Source organism: Marisediminitalea sp., from assembly GCF_984433645.1.
On record NZ_CFIDRX010000208.1, the window covers coordinates 1 to 6,917 of the forward strand.

General features: G+C 50.0%; 5 protein-coding genes and 1 pseudogene. All 6 read right to left on the bottom strand.

Annotation, left to right across the window (positions count from 1 at the left end; genetic code table 11):
* Positions 1 to 275 (bottom strand): annotated as a pseudogene (locus AC4MRN_RS18445) (hypothetical protein); the annotation flags it as partial.
* A gap of 1 nt (position 276) precedes the next feature.
* On the bottom strand, positions 277 to 1,956 hold the full coding sequence (locus tag AC4MRN_RS18450) for a GMC family oxidoreductase (protein WP_491204108.1): 1,680 nt from the start codon (positions 1,954 to 1,956) through the stop codon (positions 277 to 279).
* Entirely contained in the window at positions 1,956 to 2,654 is a 699-nt protein-coding gene (locus tag AC4MRN_RS18455; RefSeq protein ID WP_491204109.1) for a 3-keto-disaccharide hydrolase, read from the bottom strand. Before AC4MRN_RS18455 ends, AC4MRN_RS18450 begins: the two co-directional genes overlap by 1 nt.
* 205 nt (positions 2,655 to 2,859) lie before the next feature.
* Complete coding sequence (locus AC4MRN_RS18460) at positions 2,860 to 3,342, bottom strand: glutathione peroxidase (protein WP_073322481.1); 483 nt, start codon at positions 3,340 to 3,342, stop codon at positions 2,860 to 2,862.
* A 24-nt stretch (positions 3,343 to 3,366) separates the two neighbouring features.
* Positions 3,367 to 4,041, bottom strand: a complete 675-nt coding sequence (locus AC4MRN_RS18465; RefSeq protein WP_491204110.1) for a DUF4097 family beta strand repeat-containing protein — start codon at positions 4,039 to 4,041, stop codon at positions 3,367 to 3,369.
* Between the two features lie 172 nt (positions 4,042 to 4,213).
* On the bottom strand, positions 4,214 to 6,724 hold the full coding sequence (locus AC4MRN_RS18470) for a TonB-dependent receptor (RefSeq protein WP_491204111.1): 2,511 nt from the start codon (positions 6,722 to 6,724) through the stop codon (positions 4,214 to 4,216).
* Between the last annotated feature and the right edge of the window lie 193 nt (positions 6,725 to 6,917).

Sequence of the window (6,917 nt, forward strand, 5' to 3'; positions counted from 1 at the left end):
AGTGTCCTTGGCCAGGGGGAGCTGGGTGGAATGATCAGATTTGGATCTTTGCCGTAACCTTTAAGGGCAATAGGCTGAATATCCATAGCAGGCCAATGGCCGGCATCCATTAAACTGTTATTGCCATTGGCAGCAACGTCGGTGGACGGCGTGCTGGTGCATGCGGCAAGACCTGGTACCGTAGCGCCGGCAACCATGAGTCCGAATAACTTCAGAGACTGACGGCGGCTCATTGCAGGCATTGCTGGTAAACGGGTGGAATTGACGTTTTTCATATCACAGTGTTCCCTGTTGCAATTGACCTGCCAGCCAGTTTGCGTTGCGCATGGCTAGCGTCAGAATGGTCAGTGTGCAGTTTTTATGTGGGTTTGACGCGAAAACGCCGCCATCCATGACGAACAGGTTAGGGCAGTCCCAGGTTTGGCCCCATTGATTGGTAACCGAATCCGCGCTGGATGCACCCATACGGGCAGTGCCGACTTCGTGAATGATTTGCCCGCCTTTGGCAATGGCCTGTTCGGCTGGTGGTAAGTCCCCCACCTCGGCACCCATGGTTTCAAGCAGTGCTTTGGCCGTCTCCAGCCCATGTGCCACCTGATTGATTTCATGCACAGACCATTTCCAGTGAAAACGGGCCACTGGTATACCCCATTTGTCGGTAACCGTCGGGTCGATATCCATGTAGCAATCCGGGTTGGGAAGCATTTCACCTCGCAGTGCGAAGTACACCGACGCGCCGTAATTGGCCTTAGCTTCGTCTTTCAATGACTCGCCGTAGCCTTTGAAATCGCCGGATACCCAGGCACCTGGCTCGCCAAAGCCACTGCCAATCTCAAAGTGGTAACCGCGCGGGAAATTCAGTTCGCCATTGGCTTGTGCCTCATGGCCCCACCAGGGAATGAACAGATGGTTTGCCGTGTGGCCATCTTCATTGTAGCGCGGCCGGTTACGCAAAACAGGGATGGTTGCGCCAAGCCCGGCTCCGGTTGAATCCATCAGGTTTTTGCCCAATTGTCCGCTTGAGTTTGCCAGTCCATTGGGGTGTTTGTGCGACTTAGAATTCAGCATGATACGAGCGCTTTCGCAGGCACTGGCAGCCAGAATGACGACCTTTGCTGTTAGCGAAATCGCTTCGTTTCGGTTCTTATCGATATAGGTGACCCCGGTGACCTTGCCATCGGCGTCGGTATTGACGTTTTTGACCATGGCATCGGTAATCACTCTCAGGTGCCCGGTTTTTTGTGCCATGGGTAAAAGCGATGTTGTGGTCTGAAAGGCTGCGCCAATGGAACAGCCGTGTCCACACGGTGTTGCATAAAAACAGGCTGCCCTGTCATCCTTAGGGCGAGTAAGCACCGCCCGGTGCATGGGCACGGCTTTCATGCCTAGTTTATTGGCGGCCGCGGCGACCAGTAACTCCGGTACACGTGGTTTCGGCGGTGGTTGTAATACCCCGGGCGGAGAGTCAGGCATGTCGTCCAGGCCCGTATTGGTGCCACATACGCCCACCAATGCTTCTGTTTTGTCGTACCAGGGCGCAATGTCGCTGTACTCAAACGGCCAGTCAGCACCTAACCCGTCTCGCGACTTGCCTTTAAAGTCGTGCTCACTGAAGCGCAGAGAATACCTGCCCCAGTGGTTGGTTCGCCCGCCGAGCATACGTGCTCGCCACCACAGGAACTCTGAATCTTCATCGGTGGTGTAGGGCTCATCGGGTACCGTCCACCCCCCGTCTACTGTGGCGTCGTAATACCCAAAGTCCTTGTCTGCATTACCTGCGGCCATCAGGGGCGCGTCGGCTTTGCGCTTAAACATTGGCGTTTCTTTTACCGGATCGTAGTTGCGGCCGGCCTCGAGCAGTAACACGTTAATTCCGGCTTTAGTGAGTTCGTAAGCAGCCATTGCACCGCCTGCACCGGAGCCTACAACCAGAACCTCATGCTTGAAGGTAGTCATTATGGCAGCTCCCTGATCTTTATATTTTTAAAGGCGACTTTGTCACCGTGATCCTGAAGCCCTATATGGCCTTTAGTCTGTGCTGCAAACCCTGTCCATTTGGCAAATTTGCTGGCAGCTACCAGCTTCTCCCACGTAGAGGAATGCATAACAATGTGCACGGTCATTACGTCGTTTTGCCAAACCTGCAGCACATTGTCATGCAACGAAATCTTAACTGTATTCCATTCTCCCGCGGGCTTTTGAGAGGCAGCGGGTGCCGCAATCATGTCGTACAGCGCACCGGCGCGACGGGAGTCCAGCTTGCTGTCGGGGTGTCTTTCATTGTCGATGATCTGAATTTCTGGTGCGTGAGAAAAAACGTATTTTCCGGTTTCGTCAGCCAGAAAAAAGATGCCGCTGTTACCGCCTTCTGAAATCTTCCAGTCGAGGGTCAGTTCAAAATCGCCGTATTGTTGGCGCGTGATAATGTCCCCGGCACCCCCATCGGTGAGCGTGATGGCGTTGTCCTGAATTTGCCATTTGGGGCTGATGCTGTCTTGTTGGTAGTTTCGCCAGTGTGACAGGGACTGACCATCGAATAATAATTGCCATCCTTGTTGTTTTTCTTGTTCGGTAAGCTGGTTGTCGGTGGCAAGGGCGGAGCTGGATATACCCAGTAAAAACAGGGATATCGCACAGGCTGATAGCGCTTTCATTTTGAAGTCTCTTGTCTTGGTGCATTATTGTTATAACACCAGACTATCACAGCATAAGTTAGCGACAACTGTTATGAGCCTGTTAACAGAAAAGATTCGACCAGTCCTGGAATGGCCAGGATAAATAGCAGATATTACCGGGGATAAGTAAACATGGCGCAGACAAAAGGGAGTCCGCGCCGCATGTTACGCGAGATACGAGAAGTTACATGTTTAACATGTTCTCGATATCGGATTTCAGCGCTTCGGGTTTATCCTTTGGCGCGTAGCGCTTGATGGTCTTGCGATCGCGACTAACCAGAAATTTCGTGAAGTTCCATTTGATACCCTGGGTACCCAATACACCGGGAGCGGCCTTTTTGAGGTACTCATACAGTGGAATGGTATTCTCACCATTGACATCAACCTTTGCCATTACCGGAAAGGTTACGTCAAACGTCAGTGAGCAAAATTCCTGAATGGCAGCGTTGTCGCCGGGCTCTTGTTTTCCAAACTGGTTACAGGGGAAAGCAATGATTTCCAGTCCCATGCTCTGATATTCTTTGTATAGCGCTTCAAGACCGTCATACTGTGGGGTAAAACCACACTTACTGGCGGTATTGACGATCAGTAACACTTTGTCGTCGTAGTCAGACAGAGGAACAGATTTTCCCTGACTATTGGTAACGCTAAATGAATTAAAGTCCATTGTGTAAAACCCGTAAGTTAACCATTACTGGTGAGAATTTTGCCATAGAATACGGGATTTTAATCTATCTGGGATCGTTAAATTTACATCGCGCTCTAAAATAATGCTGCCGTCAAGCATAACGTCATCGCCTAACACCAGGCTAGGGGTGTCGCTGTTATTGCTTTTATGCGGACGCTTGAAGGTAATGTCACCGTCTATCTGGCTGTGTCCTTCAATGCGGATATCGCCATTTACTGTTTCAATGTTACCGCTCAGGGACAAATCTGCTGCTTCGATATCGCCATTCACCGTAATCAGATTTCCGCCGACTTTGGCGTGCTTCGCTAACTGAATCTCCCCATTTACGGTAGTTATGCTTTGTCTTACCGTAAGATGGTCATTACTTTCTACGTCGCCGTTTACCACGTTGATAGAGGCAATGTCGGCATGCTCGCCAACCTGAACACCACCATTAACGGTACTGATGCTGCCGGTGTATACGTGATCGCCAAGCTCTATACCACCGTTAACCGTAGATAAATCAGACACCGTGCGGTGGTCGCCAATATCGATACCGCCAAAGACCTTACTTACACTGCCAGTGAAGTCTTCATTATGATGGTTTCCACCCACGTGTATGACACAGCCCGAAATGGCAAATGACAGAGTAAGACCGAGGGCCAGGGTGCGAAATGTATTTTTGGGTGACTGATGCATAAATGGCGTGCCTGTTGATGATACTCAGCATACTTTACCATTGGGAAAGACGTAAGAAGAGGAGGAATTCTTTACAAGGTATGTCAACAGACACACTTTGTTCGACAACAGGTTAAAGCTGTTGTGCGGGAAAAAACGGGGCTCGTATAAAGCCCCGTTAGAGTGATGCAACTTAGAAGTAATTGTAACTCACTCGGATGCCTACCGTGCGAGGAGGTTCATACACAGTGGAAATCACGTTATCAACCAGACCAATCGTTTGGGTGATGGACTGTATGCCTTCGTTAGTAACGTTGCGTGCATAGGCCATGACCTGCCAGTCGCCATCCATTGTTTCAAACTGTAAGGCAGTATCAACCGTTGTGACGGCCTCTGCGCGTTGAACAGGCAGGTAATCAAAGCCTATCCAGCGGTCGCCCCGATATCGGGCATCCAGCGAATAAGTTCCGATCCAGTCTCCCAGCTCGAAGTGATAGTCGACACCTAGATTACCTGATAGCTTTGGTGAGTTCCGACCTTCTTTGCCAGAACAATCAACATCCCATATCCCACCATTTTCAGTGGTTTCTACCAGTTCCTGAGCACAACCTGTCACAACACGTACATCAGGATCAGGTGTAAGCTGCTGGTAGCTGTATTGCTCAATTTTATTGTTCAGATATTGCATCGTGCCTCGAACAGTAAGATCGGCTGAGGCGGCATACCAGATATCCAGCTCTGCCCCTTTTATGCTGGACTCACCGATATTCTCGGTAACCAGCGCCGAATTGCCATTTGCATCCAGGCCCAGGTGACTGGCTTGCTGATCTTCATAGTCCCAGTAAAACAATTCGGCATTAAGCTTTAACACGCCGTTTAAAAACAAGTTCTTACTGCCGAGGGTATAGGCATTTAAAAACTCAGGTTCAAACTCTTCCTTACCGGTACTTAACGTAAAGCCGCCTGAGCGATAACCAGTTTCTACACTGGCATACAGTAAACTGTCTTTGGCTGCGTCATATTCAGCGGCTATGCGATAGGTGACTTCGCTCTCATTACGGGTTCTTTGCACTGTAGTGGGGTTTATAAACAACAAATTTGCCCGCAGGTTATCAGGTGCTCCGGGGAACAATGGCAACTGACCAAAAGGGACAGGACCCGTGCCGATGCCAGGTGCGCCTAAAGGTAAATCGGCTGGGTCAATTTGCGCCAGCGTTTCCTCAATGGTGAGACCGGCAGGGATCACCGGGGCGCCGTCACAGTTGGGAATGACAGGTCCACCAGGATACACTTCCATTTCACGTATACATACGTTCAAGAATACATTGGCCACGCCGTCCATGGATTTTTCATCATCACTCCACCGTATACCGCCAACCAAGCGCAGGTCGTCGTTCAGGTGATAGGTTGCACGGGCGAACAGCGCGGTGGAAGTGGACTCAGATGCCTCAATAGTTTGGGTAGATTGCAGACTGTATTGATTGAATGACAGCGCGCCTGAGACGGTTTCGTCGAAGTAATAGGCGCCGAAAATCCAGTCTGTGTTGCCTGCCGTCAATGAGAAACGTGACTCCAGGCTGAATTGTTCATGGTGCTCATTATTCTCTGCAGCCTGAAAGCCAGGGCTCACAAACACCAAATCGATATCTGCCTCACGATAAGCTGGCAGAACAACTAAGTCTCCCAGATCGGTGGTTAAGTTAATTTCACCCGTGACGCCGATATATTCATTGTCAATATACGACGGCCGCTGAGGAGTGGTAGAGGTAAATCCCGGTGTCGTTGATAGCGTTGCAAAGTAATCGCGAGCCGCATCTGTGTAAGGGCCAGTAAACGGCGCTGACACGTTTTCAGGGGCGGGATTGAAATTGTAGCCAGGAATATTGTTTGGATTGTCACTCACACCGGCAAACGGAAATCCGTATGTGCCAAGATAGGTGGGTGCGCTGCCTGTTCCTTGTGTCGTAGAGTAGTCAACACTAACACGAACAGTCAGATCATCTGACACTTCACCGAAAATCTGTGCGCGAAGCGCGGCGTCATCGGTGGACGCCGTGCCGTCGTCGTTATATCCATCATTGGAGAGCGTTGCCCCTGCAACGCGTGCCGCCCAATTATCCGCAATGGGGAAGTTTACGGCTGCCGATGTTTCCAGTGTGCCGTAGTTACCCACCCCCAAAGACAGGGAGGCTGAATATTCGTCCAGCACAGGCTTCTGCGGGATGATGTTAATCGCACCTGCCGTGGCGTTTCGACCATACAGGGTACCCTGGGGACCTTTTAACACTTCTACTCGTTCAAGGTCGAGAAATGACGCCGTAGTGGCGGAAGGACGGCCAATATAAATACCGTCGACATTAAAAGCCAGTGCCGGGTCGGTATAGGCATTCACTGCGAAGTTGCCAACCCCACGCACGAAGTAAACCGCATTTGAGCCACCACCACTGACTACGCTCAGTGAGGGCGATACTTTTGACAGGCCCATGACGTTGGAGACGCCGTCCCGGGATAATTCATTTTGAGTAATGGCATCGATAGGCAGGGCGGCATCCTGAATGCTTTCGGATTTGCGCTGGGCAGTCACTTCAATTTTCTCGAAGCCATACTCTGGTGTGGTGGTTTGTTCATCGGTTTGTGCCCAGACAGACTGACTTAATGCTGCCAGCACGGCCAGATAACATGCGTTTTTATTGTGTGTTGTCATTGTGTTTTCTCGGTAGTGTGAATAATAAATGCGCTCATTCAACATCGAGAGCTATGACATCATGTAAATAAGTAGTTAAAAAATTGTTTATTTTGATTGAATGTATTTAAGAATTTAATAGTCTGTTTCTGTTGTTTTATTTCAGCGAAAAATCTGTTTTTTCCTGGTTTTAATGATAAATACGTTGGATTTG

What these genes read in the sequence shown, in the direction of transcription:
- AC4MRN_RS18450 (WP_491204108.1), bottom strand. Translation starts at nt 1,956, where the DNA reads ATGACTACCTTCAAGCATGAGGTTCTGGTTGTAGGCTCCGGTGCAGGC.
- AC4MRN_RS18465 (WP_491204110.1), bottom strand. Translation starts at nt 4,041, where the DNA reads ATGCATCAGTCACCCAAAAATACATTTCGCACCCTGGCCCTCGGTCTT.
- AC4MRN_RS18470 (WP_491204111.1), bottom strand. Translation starts at nt 6,724, where the DNA reads ATGACAACACACAATAAAAACGCATGTTATCTGGCCGTGCTGGCAGCA.
- AC4MRN_RS18455 (WP_491204109.1), bottom strand. Translation starts at nt 2,654, where the DNA reads ATGAAAGCGCTATCAGCCTGTGCGATATCCCTGTTTTTACTGGGTATA.
- AC4MRN_RS18460 (WP_073322481.1), bottom strand. Translation starts at nt 3,342, where the DNA reads ATGGACTTTAATTCATTTAGCGTTACCAATAGTCAGGGAAAATCTGTT.